This is a genomic window from Fodinibius salipaludis (assembly GCF_002287075.1).
Classification (GTDB): Bacteria; Bacteroidota; Rhodothermia; order Balneolales; family Balneolaceae; genus Fodinibius; species Fodinibius salipaludis.
Map to the genome: position 1 here is coordinate 122,831 of NZ_NSKE01000005.1, position 18,437 is coordinate 141,267.

Consider the following 18,437-nt stretch of genomic DNA (forward strand, 5'->3'; position numbering starts at 1 on the left):
TTAATCAGCATTTATTGATCAGTGCAGAAGTATAAGGATTTCTGGCGGCTCATCGTAAAATTGGCAAAAAAGAAAGATGTGTTTTTTAACGCCTCCGCCATCACATTTAATATCTTTATTTGTGCTATCCCATTTATACTGTTGATGATTTCGATCATCGGGTATATTCTCTCCTATGAAAAAGCATTTGCTGAAATATTACGCTATGGACGCGAGTTATTTCCAAGCTTTACCTACGAATCGCACAGCAGTGATGTATTTCGTGGAGCCGTAACGTTAGAAACCCTCCTTGAACCGCTTATCGGGGCGCGGCGTATCTTCGGTATTGTGGGTACCATTATCTTAGTCTTTTTCTCGCAGGGCTTTTTCCATACGCTCAAGCACGTAGTCTTCGATATTTTCGAGATTGAAGATCGGCGCCACCCTATCCTCGAAATGGTCTATAACTTTTTTACTTTTGGTTTGGTTGGCGGAGCCTTCCTGTTCTTTAGCCTGGTTATTTCGCTGATTTCCCTGGTATCAATCGACAAGCTTGCACTCCCCTTTACCAATATCGTCTTTGAGATCGGCTGGATCTATGACTTTCTCAACTTCCTGATTCCCATTTTATTTACCCTCATCCTGTTTTTCATCATCTTTCGATATATCAGCGAAAAACGGATGAAACCGCAAGTAGCTTTACTGGCAGCAGTGGTTTATTCGGCCCTCTTCGAACTTGCCAAGATGGGAGTAGGGTACTACCTCGAGTATGCTTTAAGCTCCTATCGTTATTTCTATCAAGGATATACGATTCTGGTTATTATTGGCATATGGGCCTTCTACTCAGCAGTTCTTTTCGTGGTTACCACCATTATTGCAAAATCATATCAGGAAGTATTTCTGGAGGATAAAAACATGCAAGAAAATCCTTATACTACGATTTCTTAAATATGAGCAACCGGAAGCTTCCCCTTTCTTTTTACCGGCGACAAGATGTAGTATCCATAGCACAAGAACTTGTTGGCAAGGTATTATGTACCCGGATCGGCAGTGCTTCTTTGACCAGTGGAATTATCACCGAAACGGAAGCTTACTGTGGCCGAGGCGACCAAGCATGTCACGCCAATAATGGTACCCGAACAGATCGAACGGAAACCATGTATCAAGCCGGGGGCATTGCGTACATCTATCTGTGCTATGGCATTCATCACCTTTTTAATGTGGTTACAAATGCTAAAAACAAAGCTGATGCTGTTCTTATCCGTGCTATTCAACCTCTTGATGGCAAAAAAGAGATGTTGCAGCGTCGCAACAAAGAGAACATTAATCCTGCACTAACCGCAGGTCCCGGGCGGTTAACCCAGGCGCTGGGCATCACCACCGGTTTTGATGGCACACCACTTATTGCAAATTCGATCTGGATAGAAGATCGGCAGATTGATTTTGGTTCTTCCCTGGTAGCAAATAAACGGGTAGGAGTCGATTACGCCGGAAAAGATGCAAAGCTCCCGTGGCGTTTTTATCCCCAAGAAAGTAAATGGGTGAGCCAGAAATAGAAAAAGCCTGTTTCGCTAAACGAAACAGGCTTTCAAAATGGAATATCAAAAAAGAGCGTTAGTTCTGTCCGTTTTGCTGCTGCTGTTCTTGTGTAATTTTCTGATAGCGCTTAACTACCTCTGGATTTGATTGCAATGCCTTTACAATAGCTTGAAATCGCTGTGGCTGAAGTCCATTATTCTCCATTGCGTTCATAATTTCTTTTTGCTGAACCTTCATCAATTTCGGCTGGATTTCATCCACTGTTTTCTGCTCTTGCTCTGAAACATCCGCAGAATCAGTTTGAGGATTCCTTTGTTTCATCATAATCTCTTGAAACCGCTCAGGATCCATCTCCTTATCAGCTAATAAGGAGACAATCTCGGCATCAATTTTTTCATTTACTTCACTGGTAACAGCGGCAAACTTTTTCAGCTCTTCATCACTGATACTGTCTGGCTGTGTTTGCTGCATCTTCTGTTGCATGGGATTGCCTTGTGCTAAGACCGAACCGGCCATTAACAGAAAACCAAGTACAAAAGCCGCGGATTGTTTAAAAAACTTCATAAAATATTGAGTAATTTAAAATTAAATAGATCTTACTTTAAAAATAAGCCCTGTAAACATAGAGATAATTTACTCCGATATAAAATAGCTTTGTCAAGCTGTTTTAGGGCTTTTGTGATTTGAGGTGGGCTAACGAATGCTTTTACAAAAAATTATACTCCACTTTCAGTATCGTTGAATAACATTTCTTTTCGGAATATGCATCTTCATGAATACTTTTTATTCGGAGATGACCAAAGGATTTTGTGATAACGTACCGAGAAATATGACTGCGATGGTAACCACCAACAGTGCTGCCCCAAAATAGTTGTGGGTTACAACCTCCCAGGGAGAAATAGCAAAGGTACCACTAAGTAACAGAGCTTGGTTGCCATAGGGTAGAAAGCCTTGAGCTATACAGGCGAACGTATCCAGTACAGTAGCACTTCGTTTGGGAGAAATATCGTGCTTTCGGGCCAAGTCTCGACTCAGGTCACCGGTCACAACAATAGAAACCACGTTGTTGGCGATACAGTAATCGGTGATAAAAACAAGCACGCCAATCGCAAACTGCTGAGCAAAATTTCCGGTTCTGGATACTTTTTCTGCCAATCGATTGATGTGATCCGATATCCACTGCAGACCTCCCTGCTGTTTAATAAATTCTCCCAATGACCCCACAAACATCGCCAGTATAAAAATACCCTGCATATCAGCAAATCCCCCGGCAATATCGGTACCAAGTGCCGAAATTTCATAGCCGGTAAAAAAGACCCCCTGCAAAGCTGCCATCACAATTCCTAAAAGAAGCACAAGAAAAACATTCATCCCGCTTACAGCCAGTACCAAGATTGCCAAATACGGTAGTGTTGCCGCCCAGCTAAAAGCTTCGGGCGTAATCGGGGCCGAGTCGGTAGCTAAAAAGCCAAACACAAGTGTAGTGATAATAAAAGCCGGGAGAGCAAACTTCATGTTTTCCCAGAACTTTTCTTTCATCCCCACCACCTGAGTACGGGTCGACGCGATGGTGGTATCAGAAATAATGGAGAGATTATCTCCAAACATGGCACCACCCAATAGCGCACCTGCAATGAGTGGTTCGCCGGTTCCGGTTTGCTCTGCAAATCCCAAAGCAATAGGAGCCAAAGCAGCTATAGTACCTACCGATGTGCCCATCGCCAAAGAAATGAGTGCCGCAATAACAAATAGTCCCGGCAATATATATCCCGGTGGTACCAACAACAGTCCCGCATTCACTACCGCATCTACACCACCGGTAGCCGTCGCCACACTGGAGAATGCTCCGGCCAGTAAAAAGATAAAACACATCGTGATAATATTGTCATTACCGGCGCCTTTAATCAGCACCGCGATAGAATCAGCCAGTGATTTAGGATTTAATATAACAGCCAAAATAAGTGCCGGAATGATAGCAACCTGTCCCGGCAACTGCTGAAAGGGATGGTCAACACCAAAAAATTGCAGTGTTAACCCGGTACCCAAAAAGAGACTAATAAAAAGCAGAATTGGAAGTAGCGAACGCTTGGCCGCACGATGATTTGTAATCATGGTATTCAGAATGCTATACCGGAATTAAAGCAAATTATTATTGCCAATAATCTGTGTTTTTCCAGTAGAATGCAATTATTCAATGCTGAGGAACCGGGCGTTAATTGCCACAATTACGGTACTTAACGACATCAGCACCGCTCCAACAGCCGGACTCAGCACAATGCCATAGCTTACCAGTACTCCCGCTGCCAAAGGAATGGCAAAAGCGTTATATCCGGTTGCCCAAAACAAATTTTGGATCATCTTTCGGTAGGTGGATTTGGCCAATTGGATCACAGCGGCCACGTCATTCGGATTGCTGTCAGTTAAAATAATATCGGCTGTTTCCACGGCAACATCGGAGCCCGCCCCAATGGCAATACCCACGTCGGCCTGAGCCAGAGCAGGAGCATCATTTACCCCATCACCGGTCATCGCTACTTTAAGTCCGCGCTGCTGCACTTCTTTAATTTTATCAGCTTTTTCCTCAGGAAGTACTTCGGCAAAAAATTCTTCGAGTCCCAGCTCCTCCGCTACAAAAGCCGCGGTTTGTTCATTATCACCCGTCAGCATCATGCAGCGAATACCCATATTATTTAACTTTTGAATGGCTTCGTACGAACTTTCTCTTATCTGATCACCGAGCGCAATAGCTCCCACCAGCACATCATCAACAATCACAAACACTACCGTTTTTCCTTCCGTGGATAGCTTCTCATACCGCTTCCGAGGCAGCTCCATGTTTTGTTCTTCCACATATCCGGGACTTACGACATATATCTGCTTTCCATTTACTATTCCTTTGATCCCCTTGCCGGTAATCGAATCAAAACTCTGCACCTCATAGGTTGTATCGGTAGCTTCGAGGATCCCCTCCGCCAACGGATGCTCGGAATTTTGCTCCACGGATGCTGCCAGTTTTAGTAGTTCATCCTCATCATATGAGTCGGTGAACGTCAGCACATCGGTTACCCCAAATTGCCCTTCTGTGAGTGTACCGGTTTTATCAAAAATAATGGCGTCCACCGCCCGGGCCTGTTCAAAAGCAGTTCGATTACGAATAAGGAAACCGTTCTGGGCAGCCAGTGACGTGGAAACGGCCACCACCAGCGGCACGGCCAATCCCAATGCATGCGGACACGTAATCACCATTACAGTAACGGTACGTTCCAGTGCAAAAATAAAGCTTTGGGACGAAAAGTACGTCCACCCAAAAAACGTCAACGCTCCGGCTCCCAATGCTATTAATGTAAGCCAAAAGGCCGCGCGGTTAGCCAAGTCCTGGGTACGCGATTTACTTTCCTGCGCCTGCTTAACCAGCTCAATCACTTGCGATAGAAAAGAATCATCACCTGTCTTATTTACTTCAATTTTTAACGACCCTTTTCCATTCACCGATCCACCAATAACTTCATCTCCCTCCTCTTTAGATACCGGCTTTGATTCGCCCGTCATCAGTGATTCGTTAACTGAAGAGTTTCCCTCTATAACAGTTCCATCAGCCGGCACTTTTTCGCCAGGCTTTATGAGTACACGATCTCCCACTTCCAATTCCTCGAGGGGAATATCTTCTGTATCTCCATCTTCCGTAACGCGATGAGCTTCACCGGGCATCAGCTTCGCCAACTCTTCGAGGGCACGAGAAGCACTCATCACCGAACGCATCTCAATCCAGTGGCCTACCAGCATAATATCCACCAACGTGGCCAGCTCCCAGAAAAAGACTTCACCCTCGACACCAAACACTACCACCGTGCTGTACACATAAGCTACCGTAATAGCCAGCCCAATCAGCGTCATCATGCCGGGCTCTTTTTTGCTCAGCTCATCATATAACCCCTTCAGGAAAGGCCATCCGCCGTAGAAAAAAACAAAGGATGACAGTACAAATGAGATATACAGATCGCCCTCAAATTGCAGGCTATCTCCAAGCCCCAAAAATCCCTGAATCATGTGAGACAGTACTAAGATCGGTACCGTAACAATCAGCGAAATCCAGAACCGCCGTTTAAAATCCTCTGCCATAGCGGCATGATGTCCCTGGTGATTTTCATGTCCATTTTGAACTTCATGATGTTCGTGCTCCTCGTGCTGATGTTCCATAGCTCAAAAAGTTAAATTAAAATTAGGTAGTGTTCAGTAATTTAAACTATTCTACACCTCTGATTCATCGATATCAGATTAGTAATCAACATGTTCCTTTTGCACACCGCAACTGGGCATCTTTTCTCCCATATACGGATTGATAATTTCTTCATTCCGGCTCAGCCAGTGGGCACCATCGTTATTATTGGCCATCGGGCAGTACTGTAAGTGCAGTTCTTCACCTCCTTCATAATCCTGATTTTCAACCGCTTTTGCCAAATGTTTCGAAATATCAGCGAATGCCGACCGGAAATCATCAATATTATCAGCACTTTGGGCATTACCGAGCGCCTCCAGCATCTGTCCATGATGCTCGGCATGCATTTCTGCGTGATCTTCGTGGCTTTTCATCTCCTCATTATTTTTAGCTTCTTCGGACAAATTTTTGAGGTGTTCCCGCGCTTCGGACTCATCATCCTCGGTCAGCGCATCTTTGACTTCCATATAGTGTTCCAACATCTCGAAAAGGTGATCGTTATGCTGATGTTTCTGTCCATAGGCGGTCACAGTTGTTATCAGCAAAAAAAGGTAAGTAAAATAGTTTTTAGGTAATACATAGTTCTTTGCGTTAGTTTATTCTTAATGATTTCTAAAATTCAATTTCTTCAATAGTTTCTCCGCAGCCGAGCATATCCTCACCCTGATAGGGATTTCGGATTTCTTCCTCCTCGCTTAGCCAATAGGCACCGTCATTATCATTGGCCATCGGACAATATTGGTAGTACAGCACGCCATCCACACCAAATTCGCGCACGCTTTCTATGAGAGATTCGGAAAGCGGAAAGAACGCCTCCCGCTGATCATCAATATCTTGGGCTTCGACGATATTTTCCGACTCTCCGTTCAAGGTTTCCTTCAGTTCCATCCAACGATTGTGCTGTTCTTGATCAAGAAGCGTCATATCCATATTCTCCAACTCCTCGAGTAGATTTTGGGCAGATTTAGATGCCAATTCCGCATCGTCTTCAACCAGCGCATTCTTCAGCTCCAGATACACTTCGATGGCTGATTTCAGCTGATCGCGAAATTCTTGAGGTGCTTCCGATTCTGCCCCGCTAATTTCTGATCTCATATCAGTGTGCTCGCTATAATCTCCTTTATCGGATGACTCTTCGCCCATACTTCCGTGATCATGTCCACCGGTATTGGCACCAGTACCGGGCTCAGGATTCATCATGCTAAGCTTATCAGCCAGTTGTGCCGCACTGTCGATCATAAAGTTACCGTGCACAACCACCCGTTCGCCTTCTTCCAATCCTTCTTTTATGATGTAGAAGTTGCCCACCCGCTGACCAAGCAGTACCTGACGTGCACTGAAAGAGGTCCGCTCGCTATTGGAATTCTCTACGTATACCAACGACCGTTCACCAGTCCACATCACCGCCGAGGCAGGTACTTGTAATTGGGCTTTACCACCAGCAACCGATGAGGAAACGGTACCTTTGGCCAGCATATTGGGTTTTAGGTCGCCATTTGCATTTTCGGCCTCGGCCCGAACTGTGGCCGTGCGAAGCCGGTCTTCCAGTATGGGATCGATGTAGGTGATTTGTCCGCTGTACGTTTCACCGGGATGCGAGCGCACGGTAAACGATACGGAGTCACCTTCGGCCAGACCACTGAGATCGTTTTCATAGGCTTCGAATTCTACCCAGACCGAAGAAAGATCGGCAACCTCAAATATGGGCTCAGCAAAATGAATATGATCCCCCACCGAGACATGTCGCGTGGTCACATATCCGCTGCGATGTGAATGAATATCAAAATTACGCCGAGGTTCACCATCCTCGATAATATTGTCAATGACAGTTTCCGAGATCTCCCAGTTAATCAACTTTTGCCGAGCAGCACGATACAGACGGGGATTGGACTCGCGTCTTTCGTAGGCTTCCAGCAATTCTTTCTGGGCAGATACCAGCTCCGGCGCATAGACCGAAGCAATGGGGTCACCCTGCTCCACGTGGGCCCCGGTAAAATCAAGATAGAGTTTCTCGATTCGACCGGGGAAATGGGCCGGTATAACTGCGGTACGTCGCTCATCCACTGTTACTTTGCCTGGCATGCGCGATTCTTTTATAGCCGGTTCGGACCTGACTTCGGTAGTCTGTACTTCTGCCAATTTCATGGCGGTGGCAGTCATCGTTAAGGCGTATGGATCTTCTTCGGAATCATTTTCATCCACGTTATCAACTGGAATAAGTTCCATTCCGCAAATGGGACAGTTTCCCGGCTCATCCTCTCGAACATTCGGATGCATGCTGCAGGTATAAACAATATTGCCCTCTTCATCGGTATGCTGTTCCTGCACATGCTCGTTAATATCGGATGGTTCTCCGGATCCGCTAAAAAACAGCCAACCAATAAAAATTCCACCAACCAGTATAGCTATATAGGTGCTTAGAGTTCGCTTATTCATCGTTTTCATTTGTTAATTCATTTTCGTTCAAATTGTGGGTACCGGTCAGCATTTCGATGCGTGCGACAGCTGTATTTTGCCGGCCAATAGCTTCGGCCTGACCCTCCTGGTAGTTCAACAGTCGGCGCTGCAGCCTCAGAATTTCTTCGAAATCAGTATCGGCGCTGGCGTAATCTTCGGTAAGCACATCGATTGCCTGACGAGTACGTTCGATCTGTTGATCAGTATAATTTTTCAGATCCCGCTCGGCATTTTTGTAATCCCTAAGGCTTTCTTCGAACCGGGTTTGCAGCTTGTTTTTACGGGATACCTGCTGATGTTGCACCGACCGACTTTGTAGTTCAGCCTGCGTTTTTTGTGCCCGATATTTACCGCGATAAAGCGGAATCTTAACGGTGGCCCGCACCATCATCGCATCTCGTCCACTGTCAACAATGTCCATATCACTTTGACCAGTTAGGATATAGTCCATACCCAGCCCGAACTTGGGCCGCCCGTCCAGTTTAGCTACTCGTATGGCTTCTCTCGAAGCCTGTTGTTGTGCCTCAAGCTGATCCAATTGGGGATTATTTTCGAATACCATTGCCTTTAATGCTTCTTTGCTATTCGGCAGCGGTTCTGCCGAAACAGTCATGCGGTCAGACATATCTACCGAATCAGTATTTAATAATTCTGCAAAATTTTGCTTCAGCACTTCATGATCCTCTAATAGATTTTCCAGCTTAACGCGGGCATCATCTAACTCAATTTGAGCCTGGAGTACATCGGCCTGACCGGTATTACCATCCTCATAATTTTGTATCGCAAGCTCTTCCAGCGTCTCGAGAATGTTGATGTGTTCCTCTACAATAGTGATACGCCGCTGCATCACAAACAGATCGTACCAAATAGACTTTATTTCGTAAAAAAGTTTATTGGCTTGCTGTTGGAATATCCGAAATTTGGCATCCGACTCACTGCTTCTTACTGCCTTTCGGGCGCCCAGCGTTCCAAACCAGGGAAACGTCTGTCCGACTGAAAATCGCGCATTTTGCGGACCCAGCCGTGTTTCGATCGGACTAATAAAGTAGCCAAAGCTGACTTCCGGATCGGGCAATGCTCCGGCCTGCCGGATGCTCTCCATTGAAGCCAGGTAATCATTATAAGCTGATCGGAGCTCCGGATTTTCCTCAACCGCCAAACTCAAGTAGTCTTCAAGTTGGAGATCGGTATTTGGCTGGGATGCATCCTGTGACTTAACTACATACGGTACTGTTAAAATAAGCAGCACAATGATGCAAACCCGCGCATTCAAACATCGTAAAAAAGTATTTTCTATATTCATCATTAGTTAGTTGATAATTTTTGTTGGTGCCATGTACCGGTTCGCCGTTTAAGCTGCCATTCTTTGTAGATGGCGTAGAGCACCGGAACTACAAACAAGGTTACGACCTGCAGCAACATGCCCCCCACGCTGGGAATAGCCATCGGAATCATAATTTCGGCTCCGCGTCCGGTAGACGTCAACACAGGAATAAGCGCCAGAATCGTGGTGGCCGTGGTCATGAGTGTAGGACGAATTCGGCGCTGTCCCGCCCGTATTACCGTGGCACGAATTTGCTGTAAAGTAGTCGGTCTATTGCGTTCAAAAAGCTGGTCGAGATAGGTCGCCATCACCACGGCCCCGTCGGCGGCAATTCCGAACAGGGCAATGAATCCTACCCACACGGCAATACTCAGATTCACCGTACCCATCTGGAACAGCTCGCGCATCGATTGACCAAATAGATCGAAATTCATAAACCAAGGCTGTCCATAGAGCCAGATAAGTAAAAACCCACCCGCCCAGGCTACAAAGATACTGCTGAAAATCATGCCGGTGGTAGGAACCGACTGAAACTGGAAATACATAATGAGAAAAATCACCAGTAAGGCTATCGGCAGGATAATAGAAAGCCGTTCTTCGGCCCGCACCTGGTTCTCATAACTGCCGGCAAATTCATAGCTGATGCCTTGGGGAACATCCAAATTACCTTCATCGATTTGCTGCTGCAGATGTTGCTGGGCATTCTCGACCACCTCTACCTCGGCAAATCCGTCCTGCTTATCAAAAATGACGTATCCCACTAAAAATGTATCCTCAGCTTTAATCATTTGCGGTCCCTGCCGATAAGTGATCTCCGCCAATTGTCCCAGTGGAATCTGTGCCCCATCTGAAGTAGGCACAAGCATATTTTCCAGATCTTCGGGACTGTCGCGAAGTTCCCGAGCATAACGCACCCGAACGCTGTACCGCTCCCGATCTTCTACTGTTTGAGTTAACGAAATACCGCCAAGCGCCACTTCGATATACCGTTGAACTTCCTGCATTGGGATACCGTAACGAGCCAGCTCCTCGCGGTCAATATTGAGTTCAAGGTAGGGCTTGCCGACAATGCGGTCGGCAAAGACCGACGAAGGCTGCACCCCTTCCACATTAGGGAGATGTTCTTCAAGCTTCAGCCCGAATTCTTCGATATTCTTCAAATTTTGCCCCTTCACCTTAATGCCCATCGGAGCCCGCATGCCCGACTGCAACATAATCTGGCGCGTTTCGATGGGCTGGAGTTTGGGTGCAGAAGTGAGTCCCGGCATCCGCGAAGCATCTACAATTTCTTCCCAAATATCATCCGGACTCTGAATCTCATCACGCCACTGCCGGTAGTATTGTCCATCCGAATCCGGGATGAGTTCACCATTATTATCACGAACAAATTCTCCGTCCTCATCCACCCGATAGCGCACGCGATGACCGTCATCATCTGTTTTATATTCTGACTTATAGGTGATCAGATTTTCGAACATGGAAGTTGGAGCCGGATCAAGAGCGGTTTCAGCACGTCCCAACTTACCCACCACATTTTCTACTTCAGGAATAGAGCTTACACGTTTGTCGATTTTCTGCATATACTCCTCGGATTGTTCTACGCCCACATGCTGCATGGTAGTAGGCATCAGCAGAAAAGAGCCCTCATCCAATGGAGGCATAAACTCTTCGCCAAGTCCCGGGAAAGCCTCTTCGGCGCCGGTCCATAAACGAGTGGATTCAATATCCACGCCGATGGTATCAAAGCCACGGGCGACGAATCCAAAAACGGATGAAAATCCGAGCCAAATGACCACACTAAGAACCATTAGTGCGGAGGGAACCGACAAAAACAGCGCTTTATGATCCAGGAACCAATCAAGAATAAGGCTGTAATATTTTATGACCAGATAGAATGAACCAAGCACCAAAACCAGCAATAGCGCCACAAAAAGCAGGTTCCAGAAAAGCGCTGTAGCAGGACCCAAAGGCAACCAATAGCGCGCCAGCAGATACGTCACAATGCCAACTATTAAGCTATTATTGATCAGCGACTGATATTGAGTATAGGGATGATCGACCAGCAGCGGAAGCCCGTTAATCAGCCCGAAGCCGAGCAGTGCCAGTCCGCCCCAGACAGGTCCCGTAAAAAGTACGATCGTTCCCACGGCCACCAGCAATCCATTCCACCCGAGTTTAATCCAGCGACGGCGTATGTTGATGGAAAACAGCCAATGGGCAAAAGGCGGAATCAGGGTGAGGGCGATGATAAGCGAAGCCACCAGCGCGAAGGTTTTGGTATAGGCCAGCGGACGAAAGAGTTTGCCTTCGGCGGCAATCATGGTGAAAACCGGTAGAAAACTAACGATAGTAGTGGCGATGGCTGTCAAAACGGCGGAAGCTACTTCGCTGGTAGCACGGAAAATGATTTCGAGCAGGGGTTCATTCCTGTTGGATTCCTCAATATGTCGAAGCATGTTCTCCGAGAGGATGACCCCCACATCCACAATGGTACCAATGGCAATGGCGATACCCGACAGGGCAACAATATTGGCATCCACCCCGACGATCTTCATGGCAATAAAGGTCATCAGCACCGCCAGCGGAAGCATCCCGGAGATGAGCACAGAATTACGCAGGTTCATCAGCATAACGACCACAACAATAATAGTGATCAGAATTTCGAGGTTGAGCGCTTCCTCGAGGGTACCGATTGTTTCCTGGATGAGTTCGGATCGATCGTAAAAGGGTACAATTTCAACTTGTGACTCAGTGCCGTCCTCCAGCGTTTTAGAAGGGAGCCCGGATGAAAGCTCAGCTATTTTTTCCTTAACGTTATTGAGTACTTTCATAGGGTTTTCGCCGTCGCGGGCTACCACTACGCCGCCCACTGCTTCGGCTCCCCCCTTGTCGAGAATACCGCGCCGTAGAGCCGGGCCCATGCTTACTTTAGCAATATCTCCAATACGAATGGGGACGTTATCATTAGTTGCGATAACCGCCTCTTCCAGATCAGCAATCTCCTGCACATAGCCAAGTCCCCGCACAAAGTACTCTACGTTATTGAGCTCCATGGTACGAGCTCCCACCTCGGCATTACTGTTCTGTACCGCACGGTACACCTGGTTCATATTCACATTATAAACCTGCATGGCCTGCGGATCGACATCTACCTGATACTCTTTGACGTACCCACCAATAGAAGCTACCTCTGCTACCCCATTGGCCGAAGAAAGTCCGTATCCAACATAAAAATCCTGCAACGTTCGCAGCTCCTGCAGATCCCATCCCCCCGCAGGATTCCCGTCGCTATCACGTCCTTCGAGGGTATACCAGAAAATTTGTCCCAGTGCAGTAGCATCAGGACCAAGCGCAGGCTGGACATCTCGGGGAAGCGTTCCGGCCGGTAGCGAGTTTAATTTCTCGAGGATACGCGATCGACTCCAATAGAACTCTATATCCTCCTCAAAAATGACGTAGATACTCGACATGCCGAGGATGGAACTGCTGCGCACCGATTTTACCCCCGGCACATTCAGCAGTTGGGTAGTGAGCGGATAGGTAATCTGATCCTCCACATCTTCGGGCGATCGTCCGGGCCACTCGGTGTATACAATCTGCTGATTTTCTCCCAGATCAGGGATGGCATCAACAGCTACGGGATCTTGGGGCAGCCAGTCGATTTCCCAGCCGAAAGGTGCAGTGGCCATGCCCCAAGCCGTAAAACCGACCAACATGAGTACGGCTATGAGCTTATTTTCAAGAAAAAAACGTATTATTTTGTCGAGCATTGGTTAGTCCTGAGTATTGAGTCATGAGTATTAGGACGAAAGAAATGCAGTACGAAATATGGAATAGATATAATTGTCCTGTATGCATCTCATATGGTTGAGCCTCAATTTGAGGCTGCAAGGAAAGGACTAACCGCTAATTCAGAAAAACACTGTTCAGCAGGAAAAGAGGCGGGGTATCAAATGTTGATGCAGATTTATCACTAAACAGATCAGGCCGATCATTTTGTTCAGGTACAATTTCAATTGCATCAGCAATCGGTACAGCAACAACATGTTTTGAAAGCTGTATAACGGCAGAAATATCAGATTGGCTGCTTTGCACCGTTTGTTCACAAATTGACAATATCATACAGTCATCAGTAACTTCCGACTTATTGTGATGATCCATCTCAGAATCCTCACAACAACCGTACATGCCCTGAACTTCGGTATCTATATCGCAATGCAAGCTAATTGCTGCCGCACCGGCAGGACCTATCAGGTTGACTGAAAATAGCAGCAGCGTAAAAATTACCGCAATCTGATATGTCTTTGTGAGTGCTTTCAATCGGTATAGTTTATACTTATAAAATCGAAATAAATATAGGCAATTTATTTATTATAGTTCAATTAGTTATATATTTTTTGATACCCAGTTGGCATAAACCATTCTGGCATTGCTGAAACTCCATTTTCCATTACGTGTTTTTTGACACTCAATTCATATATTATTCAACCCTTTAACTTCGCATGCGCATAGTTTCCCTGTTACCCAGTACTACCGAAATCGTCGCGACACTCGGTAAAGTCGATCAGCTTGTCGGCCGGTCACACGAATGCAATTACCCTGATGGAATTGATGAGCTCCCCTCCTGCACCGAACCAAAATTCAATCCCGATGGCAGCAGTTATGAAATCGATCAGCGTGTAAAGGCACTTTTGCAGGAAGGACTTTCGGTATATCGAGTGGATGAAGAAGAGTTAACAACCTTGAATCCGGATATCATCTTGACACAAGATCACTGCGAGGTTTGTGCGGCTTCGTTTGATGAGGTTCAAGAAGCCGTAAAGTCAACACTGGGAGCAAATGTCAAAGTTATTTCAGTCTCTCCCACTGATTTGTCCAGCTGGGTGCAATCGATCAGAACCATCGCGGGGGCTATTGATGCCGAAAAGGCTGCCGAGGCACTTACACAACACATGAAATCGAAATTGCAGGACATCCAGCAAAAAACAAGTGAGCTCACTCCACCCAAAGTACTTTCCATAGAATGGATGGATCCGCTTATGACGGCCGGCAATTGGATCCCCGAACTGGTGCAAATTGCGGGCGGTATTCCGATTGCGGCTGAAGCTGGGACTCATTCTCCGCAGATATCGTGGGATAAAGTACAACGACTAAATCCCGATATTATCACGATCATCCCCTGCGGCTATTCTATTGAGCAGACCCTTTCAGAAATTTCGACACTCACGTCTCGCAATGGATGGAAACAGCTCCGCGCCGTAAAAAACAAGCAGGTTTTCATTGCTGACGGCGATCACTATTTCAATCGTCCGGGGCCTCGTCTTGTAGATTCGGCCCGTATTTTGGCAGAGATTATACACCCATCACTATTCCGAGACGAAAGACATCCCGAATGGATTAATCTTGCTACGCACCAGTTTCACCAAACGATAAATTCATTAGGATGAAGAAAAAAATAGCTATCATCGGAGCTACCTCCGGCATCGGCCGAGCACTGGCGATAGAAATGCACAACCGGGGATATACGGTTGGTGCAACGGGTCGCCGGCTTGAACGGCTGCAGGAGCTGAAGCAACAACTCGATACCCGAATCCATACGCAATTTATGGATGTGGCGGAGCTTGATGATGCCATTGACCAGCTCAATCAGCTTAAAAAAGAGATGGGCGGACTCGATATCATTGTGCTCAATGCCGGCGTTTCGAACTACCAAAAAGAGTCGGTGGGACGGCAAGCTGATCTGCACGTTATTGATGTCAACATTCGGGGTTTTGCCAACCTGGCAAGCTATAGCTTTAATCTTTTTGAAGAACAGGGACACGGTCACATTGTGGGCATCTCATCAGTAGCTTCACTGTTTGGCTGGGGATTAAACATCCCCTACAATGCATCCAAGGCATTCGTAAATACCTACTTGCAGGGATATCGGCAAAAGGCCAATCACTCCGATGCAGATATTTCTGTATCAACTATTTTGCCCGGCTTTGTAGAGTCCGAAATGATCAAGGGTAAAAAAGACCTGTTCTGGGTACAAGAAACAGAAAAAGCGGCCCAACAAATCGGTAATGCCATCGAAAGCAAAAAGAATGAAGCTTATATCACCAAACGATGGCGACTTGTGGGATGGTTTGTAAAAATGATTCCCAACTGGATGTGGAACCGAATGTAAATTTTAAACTATTCTTAGAAAAAGTGTCACATATTAGCGCAGGAATACTACTTTTTAACCGTAAACCCAGCTTAGAAATATTACTGGCGCATCCCGGCGGGCCTTATTGGTGGGACAAAGAGGAAGGAGCCTGGTCGATTCCCAAGGGAGAAGTCGAAAAAAATAAAGACCTGCTCGATGCAGCAAAACGAGAATTCAAGAAACAGCTTAACTTTATTCCCGAAGGAGATTTCATCAACTTGGAATCGGTAAAACAAACAGGTGGCGAAACAGTCCATTGCTGGGCCGTAGAATATCAAATCCCCGATGACTTTATTTTTGCCCCCAATGAATTTAAAATGGAGTGGCCGCCCAACTCTGGAAAATCAGAAGTCTTTCCCGATATTGATCGGATCGAATACTTTGGACCATTCGAAGCGCGCAAGAAAATAAATCCTGCCCAGCGCAAATTTATAACCCGCATTATTGATCACTGTAGTCGTAATTAATAGCTATATCCTTTTGCAATTCTCTTTTAACAGAACGTTTCATTCTTCTTTATAGTTATAAAAACAGCTATTCACAGATATCAACAATTAACCATTTAAACTGAAGAGATTACTATGGAAGGAAAAAAATTATTAATGCTTGTGGGAGATTTTGGAGAAGATTATGAAATCATGGTGCCTTTTCAGGCATTGCAGATGGTGGGTCATACCGTACATGCCGTTTGTCCCGGCAAAGAGAAAGGTGACACGGTGAAAACGGCGATCCACGATTTTGAAGGGGATCAAACGTATACCGAAAAACCCGGTCATAACTTTGGACTTAATGCTACTTTCAACAAGGTTGATCCGGCTGATTATGACGCACTTGTTGTTGCCGGTGGGCGCGCCCCAGAATACCTTCGTCGCGAAGACGGAGTATTAGATATGGTTCGCCACTTTTTTGAGGAGGATAAACCCGTTGCAGCTATTTGTCACGGACTCCAGATTTTATCCGCAGCCGACGTAATAAACGGTAAAACCTTAACGGCCTATCCTGCATGTGGACCCGAGATGGAAGCTGCCGGTGCCGATTACAAGGATGTAGAAGCAACGGAAGTTGTTGTTGATGGTAAGCTTGTTACGTCCCCCGCTTGGCCTGGACACCCAAAGTGGTTGAGCGCTTTTCTGGATGTTCTTGGCACTAAAATAACTCACCAAGAAAAAGCAACAGCCTAACACGTACTTTTTTTAGCAATAAAAAAAGCGAGGAGTTTATAGCTCCTCGCTTTAATATTAGTTAACCGATTAAGTCATTAATAATCGGACTCCATATCTTCTTTTTCCTCATTATCAGATGGCATAACTACTGCATCAATAATGTGAACTACACCATTTGATGCTTCAACATCTGCCTTCACTACTTTGGCACCATTTATCATCGCTCCGTCAGACAACGAAACCTTTATTTTATTCCCTTGAACGGTTTCTACCATTTGCCCGTCCTTAAGATCGGAAGCCATAATTTTCCCGGAAACTACATGGTATGTTAAAATACTCTGCAGCTGCCCTTTGTTTTCTTTTTTCAACAGCATATCCAGCGTACCATCCGGCAAATTATTAAATGCCTGATTGGTAGGTGCAAAAACCGTGAAAGGGCCTTCCCCATTCAGCGTTTCAACTAAATCAGCTGATTTTACAGCAGTCACTAAAGTAGATAACTGGTCGGTATCCTGCGCAATTGATACAATTTTATTATGGTGATCAACCTTTTGCTCGGTTGCGGAATTTTGCGTAAACGCCATTAACACAACGGCTACCAGCATTAACGCTAAAGTTCTTGAAAGCTTCATATTTACCTTCTATTTTTATTTAGGATTGTGAGTTGCAAAACATTCTTATTCAATGTTTTGCATTGTGATCGATTAACGCTATTGGATTGATCACCATTCACTGGGGCCGGAGATTTCTTAGATTTCTCCGGCCTTTTTATTTCTTCTGACAAAAGGCATTATTTGGGGATGCGAATATATTTCTATCCTTCCTTTTAGGAAAAATTGTTAATTTTTCGCTCCCAGTACTTCCATATCTGCAGGCATAACAACACCATCTATGAGATGGATCACACCATTTGATGCCATAATATCTGCTTCGGTCACAATCGCATTGTTAACCATAACTTTATTCATCGCTCCAGCCTCATCCCCCATGTATTCACCTGCTGAGCTTTGAGTCGTGAGTTTTAGTTGAGTTCCTTCTAACGTCTCAATCATGGTTTCTTCCCCAATATCGCCTGCATGAATTTTCCCAGCAAAGACATGATATTTGAGAATCTTGATAAGCTCTTCTTTATTCTCGGCTTTCAGCAGATCCTCAAGTTTACCTTCAGGTAAATTTTCAAATGCCTTGTTCGTAGGAGCGAAAACCGTATAAGGTCCTTCACTCGTAAAGACGTCAACTAAATCAGCTGCTTCTAAAGCAGTTAATAACGTTGAAAGATTTTCTTTCTCAGCTACTTTATCTGATATAGTTTTTTCAGGATTTAAAGTAAATGCTAACATCATAAGTGATATTACCAGTAACAGTACAATTTTTAAAGCTTTCATAATGTTTAACCATTCGTTGATTATTTTTATTCATTCCATTGTAAGCTGTTCAAATATCCAGTAGACAATGGTTATTATATCATTTAACCACCGGTTAATTGCACAATTCCTGTATTACATTACAAACCGTATTTTTACTGTCAGTCTCAAAGGAGATTCCATTACAAAGTTCTCCACCTAATCC

At 45.5% G+C, this 18,437-nt stretch carries 16 protein-coding genes; 6 read left to right on the top strand and 10 right to left on the bottom strand.

All coding sequences use genetic code 11. The features are described 5' to 3' along the window. The first annotated feature begins 21 nt into the window (after positions 1-21). Together CK503_RS08045 and CK503_RS08050 are read left to right on the top strand one after the other, a co-directional pair. On the top strand, positions 22-927 hold the full coding sequence (locus CK503_RS08045; protein WP_095606288.1) for a YihY/virulence factor BrkB family protein: 906 nt from the start codon (positions 22-24) through the stop codon (positions 925-927). A gap of 2 nt (positions 928-929) precedes the next feature. Then, entirely contained in the window at positions 930-1,535 is a 606-nt protein-coding gene (locus CK503_RS08050; RefSeq protein WP_095606289.1) for a DNA-3-methyladenine glycosylase, read from the top strand. Between the two features lie 58 nt (positions 1,536-1,593). Here the strand turns inward: CK503_RS08050 and CK503_RS08055 are convergent, their stop codons facing one another. The 8 genes from CK503_RS08055 to CK503_RS08090 form a co-directional block, all read right to left on the bottom strand. Beyond that, complete coding sequence (locus tag CK503_RS08055; RefSeq protein WP_095606290.1) at positions 1,594-2,082, bottom strand: DUF4168 domain-containing protein; 489 nt, start codon at positions 2,080-2,082, stop codon at positions 1,594-1,596. Between the two features lie 219 nt (positions 2,083-2,301). Then, positions 2,302-3,630 carry a Na+/H+ antiporter NhaC family protein gene (locus tag CK503_RS08060; protein ID WP_095606291.1) on the bottom strand — a complete coding sequence of 443 codons (1,329 nt, stop codon included), beginning with the start codon at positions 3,628-3,630 and terminating at the stop codon, positions 2,302-2,304. Positions 3,631-3,705: 75 nt separating this feature from the next. After that, on the bottom strand, positions 3,706-5,715 hold the full coding sequence (locus CK503_RS08065; protein WP_095606292.1) for a copper-translocating P-type ATPase: 2,010 nt from the start codon (positions 5,713-5,715) through the stop codon (positions 3,706-3,708). 78 nt (positions 5,716-5,793) lie between these two features. Continuing rightward, positions 5,794-6,279: a DUF3347 domain-containing protein gene (locus tag CK503_RS08070; protein ID WP_141239903.1), complete on the bottom strand. Its 486-nt coding sequence runs from the start codon at positions 6,277-6,279 to the stop codon at positions 5,794-5,796. Between the two features lie 67 nt (positions 6,280-6,346). After that, positions 6,347-8,170 (bottom strand): efflux RND transporter periplasmic adaptor subunit, encoded by a 1,824-nt coding sequence (locus tag CK503_RS08075; RefSeq protein WP_176466251.1) that lies wholly within the window; start codon positions 8,168-8,170, stop codon positions 6,347-6,349. After that, positions 8,163-9,497: a TolC family protein gene (locus tag CK503_RS08080; RefSeq protein ID WP_095606295.1), complete on the bottom strand. Its 1,335-nt coding sequence runs from the start codon at positions 9,495-9,497 to the stop codon at positions 8,163-8,165. Before CK503_RS08080 ends, CK503_RS08075 begins: the two co-directional genes overlap by 8 nt. Further along, positions 9,497-13,285, bottom strand: coding sequence for an efflux RND transporter permease subunit (locus CK503_RS08085; protein ID WP_095606296.1), 3,789 nt, complete (start codon positions 13,283-13,285; stop codon positions 9,497-9,499). The genes CK503_RS08080 and CK503_RS08085 overlap by 1 nt, the downstream gene beginning before the upstream one ends. 136 nt (positions 13,286-13,421) lie before the next feature. Next, entirely contained in the window at positions 13,422-13,835 is a 414-nt protein-coding gene (locus CK503_RS08090; protein ID WP_095606297.1) for a hypothetical protein, read from the bottom strand. A 182-nt stretch (positions 13,836-14,017) separates the two neighbouring features. On the opposite strand from CK503_RS08090, the gene CK503_RS08095 reads away from it, so the two are divergent. The 4 genes from CK503_RS08095 to CK503_RS08110 all read left to right on the top strand — a co-directional run bounded on the left by CK503_RS08095 (position 14,018) and on the right by CK503_RS08110 (position 16,886). Next, positions 14,018-14,962 carry a cobalamin-binding protein gene (locus tag CK503_RS08095; protein ID WP_095606298.1) on the top strand — a complete coding sequence of 315 codons (945 nt, stop codon included), beginning with the start codon at positions 14,018-14,020 and terminating at the stop codon, positions 14,960-14,962. Continuing rightward, positions 14,959-15,684 carry an SDR family NAD(P)-dependent oxidoreductase gene (locus CK503_RS08100; RefSeq protein ID WP_095606299.1) on the top strand — a complete coding sequence of 242 codons (726 nt, stop codon included), beginning with the start codon at positions 14,959-14,961 and terminating at the stop codon, positions 15,682-15,684. Before CK503_RS08095 ends, CK503_RS08100 begins: the two co-directional genes overlap by 4 nt. 23 nt (positions 15,685-15,707) lie before the next feature. Next, a complete protein-coding gene (locus CK503_RS08105) occupies positions 15,708-16,172 on the top strand; it encodes an NUDIX domain-containing protein (RefSeq protein WP_217988372.1) in 465 nt (154 codons plus the stop codon). A 114-nt stretch (positions 16,173-16,286) separates the two neighbouring features. Beyond that, the gene (locus CK503_RS08110) at positions 16,287-16,886 is read left to right on the top strand and encodes a DJ-1/PfpI family protein (RefSeq protein WP_095606301.1); all 600 of its coding nucleotides are present in this window, start codon (positions 16,287-16,289) and stop codon (positions 16,884-16,886) included. 77 nt (positions 16,887-16,963) lie between these two features. On the opposite strand, the gene CK503_RS08115 is transcribed toward CK503_RS08110, so the two are convergent. Then, positions 16,964-17,500, bottom strand: coding sequence for a fasciclin domain-containing protein (locus CK503_RS08115; RefSeq protein WP_095606302.1), 537 nt, complete (start codon positions 17,498-17,500; stop codon positions 16,964-16,966). Between the two features lie 207 nt (positions 17,501-17,707). After that, the gene (locus tag CK503_RS08120) at positions 17,708-18,253 is read right to left on the bottom strand and encodes a fasciclin domain-containing protein (RefSeq protein WP_095606303.1); all 546 of its coding nucleotides are present in this window, start codon (positions 18,251-18,253) and stop codon (positions 17,708-17,710) included. Positions 18,254-18,437: the final 184 nt, after the last annotated feature.